At 67.8% G+C, this 2284-nt stretch carries 2 protein-coding genes; both read left to right on the top strand.

What is annotated here, in order from left to right; genetic code table 11:
• Positions 1-389 precede the first annotated feature (389 nt).
• Positions 390-1409: a Ku protein gene (locus VIB55_RS11650; RefSeq protein ID WP_331876834.1), complete on the top strand. Its 1020-nt coding sequence runs from the start codon at positions 390-392 to the stop codon at positions 1407-1409.
• 14 nt (positions 1410-1423) lie between these two features.
• Positions 1424-2284 (top strand): DNA polymerase ligase N-terminal domain-containing protein (locus VIB55_RS11645; RefSeq protein WP_331876833.1); only part of this gene is annotated, 861 nt, incomplete at its 3' end.

Below are 2284 nucleotides of genomic sequence, written 5' to 3'. Positions count from 1 at the left end.
GAGCCCCCGATCCCGTGCGTGACCATCGGGATGACATCGGGAGCCCCCGGTCCCGTGCGTGCACGACGACGACCCGCGAAAAACCCGGCCTTCGAAAATCGCGCAGGACGCGCGATCTCCGCCTCGGCAGGCCGGGGCGTCGTCTCCAGAGCCCGAACCGTGGCAGCGGGGCGTTGTCGCGGTCCCGAACTCTCGTGTCGGATCGACGCACCGCCTGTGGCACGATCTCCCGCCTGAAACGCCCCCAACCAGGGGAAATCCCGCAATCCACAGCACCTTCGCCGTTATCCACACTTCTCCACATGATCTAGTTTACATAATGTATATTATACGCATTGGTTCAGGGATTGCGCTTAGGTCAGGTCCCATCTGACCCAGGAGCCAACGAGATGGCACGCGCAATCTGGAAAGGAAGCATCAGCTTCGGCCTGGTCCACATTCCGGTGGGCCTCTTCTCTGCCGAGAAGACCAACGACCTGAGCTTCCGTCAGCTCGACCGCCGCAACCTCTCGCCCGTCGGCTACCGCAAGTACAACAAGGCCACCGGCGAAGAGGTCGAGAGCGACGTCATCGTAAAGGGCTACGAGTACGAGAGCGGCCACTACGTCGTCCTGAGCGACGAAGACCTGCTCCGGGCCAACCCCGAAAAGACGCAGACCGTCGAGATCACCGACTTCGTGGACCTCGAGGACATCGAGCCGGTGTTCTACGACAAGCCGTACTACCTGGCGCCCACCGGCAAGAACGCCAAGGGCTACGCGCTGCTGCGCGAGGCCCTGAAGCGCACCCGCAAGGTGGGCATCGCCAAGGTGGTCATCCGCTCGCGCGAGTACCTGTCGGCCGTGGTGCCCCAGGGCAACGTGCTGGTGCTGGAGATCCTTCGCTACGCCGACGAGATCCGCGCCACCGACGACCTGGAGGTGCCAAGCGAAGACCTGCAGGCCCTGGGCGTCAACGACCGCGAGATCGAGATGGCCGAGCGCCTGGTCGAGGGGATGACGGCCGAGTGGACCCCCGACAAGTACCACGACACGTACCGCGAAGACCTGATGGGCCTGATCCAGGGGCGCATCGACAGCGGCCAGACCAACGAGCCCGACGAGTCGCCGGTGCCCGAGGTGGGCGAGGCGCGCGGGGACGTGATCGACATCATGTCGCTGCTCAAGCGCAGCGTCGAGGCCACCACCGGCGGCGCGAAAGACACGGACGCCGACGAGGCGGACGAGGCCGAGCGCCCCGCGGCCAGGGCTGCGAAGCCCGCCGCGGCGAAGGCCGCCGCCGCGCCGAAGCCAGCGGCCAAGGCGGCCGCCAAGCCCCGGAAGCCCGCCGCGGCCAGCAAGCCGTCGCCCCGCTCCGCCGCCCCGGCCAAGCCGCGCGCCAGCAGCAGCAAGAAGCGCAAGGCCGCCTGAACCCGCGCGGCTGAATGGGCCTCGACGAGTACAAGCGAAAGCGCGACTTTCGCGTCACCGCAGAACCAGAAGGGCACGTCCACCCAGAGGGGGACGTGCTCTCCTTCTGCATCCAGAAGCACGCGGCCAGCCACCTTCACTACGACTTTCGCCTGGAGCTGGACGGCGTCCTGAAGAGCTGGGCCGTCCCCAAGGGGCCCAGCCTGGATCCCTCCGTCAAGCGCCTTGCCGTCCACGTGGAGGACCACCCTATCGAGTACGGCGTCTTCGAGGGGATCATCCCAAAGAAGGAGTACGGCGGCGGCACCGTGATGCTGTGGGACCGCGGCCACTGGACGCCCGACGAAGACCCGCACAAAGGCTATCGGAAGGGACACATCCGTTTCCACCTGCACGGCGAGCGGTTGTCCGGGGGATGGCACCTGGTGCGCTCGCGCCGGCCGCAGGAGGATGGGCAGAAGGAGCAGTGGCTGCTCTTCAAGGACGACGACGACGTCGCGCGGCCCGAGTCCGCCGGCGTCATCACGCAGGAGATCGTCACCAGCGTGGCCACGGGGCGCACGATGGACGAGATCGCCGCCGACGCGGACGCGCGCTGGGACTCCAAGGCGCCCGCGGCCGAGGCGCTGATCCGCGGCGGCAAGCCGTCGAAGGCGGCGAAGAAGCCCGCGGCCAAGCCCAAATCCACCCGCTCCGCGAAGCCCTTGGCCTCCCCCGCTCCCGACGTTCCCGGCGCCCGCAAGGCGGCGTTTCCCGCCGAGTTCACCCCTGCCCTGGCCACCCTGGTCGACGAGGTGCCGGCCGGCGACGGCTGGATCCACGAGATCAAGTACGATGGATACCGCCTGGTCGTGATGCTGCGCGGCGGCGAGGCG

This window comes from Longimicrobium sp. (assembly GCF_036554565.1).
GTDB lineage: Bacteria > Gemmatimonadota > Gemmatimonadetes > Longimicrobiales > Longimicrobiaceae > Longimicrobium.
Note: the sequence above shows the minus strand (reverse complement) of the source record. Positions and strands in the feature narration are given on the sequence as shown.

Coding starts and splice junctions, on each gene's coding strand:
- VIB55_RS11650 (WP_331876834.1), top strand. CDS start 390: ATGGCACGCGCAATCTGGAAAGGAAGCATCAGCTTCGGCCTGGTCCAC.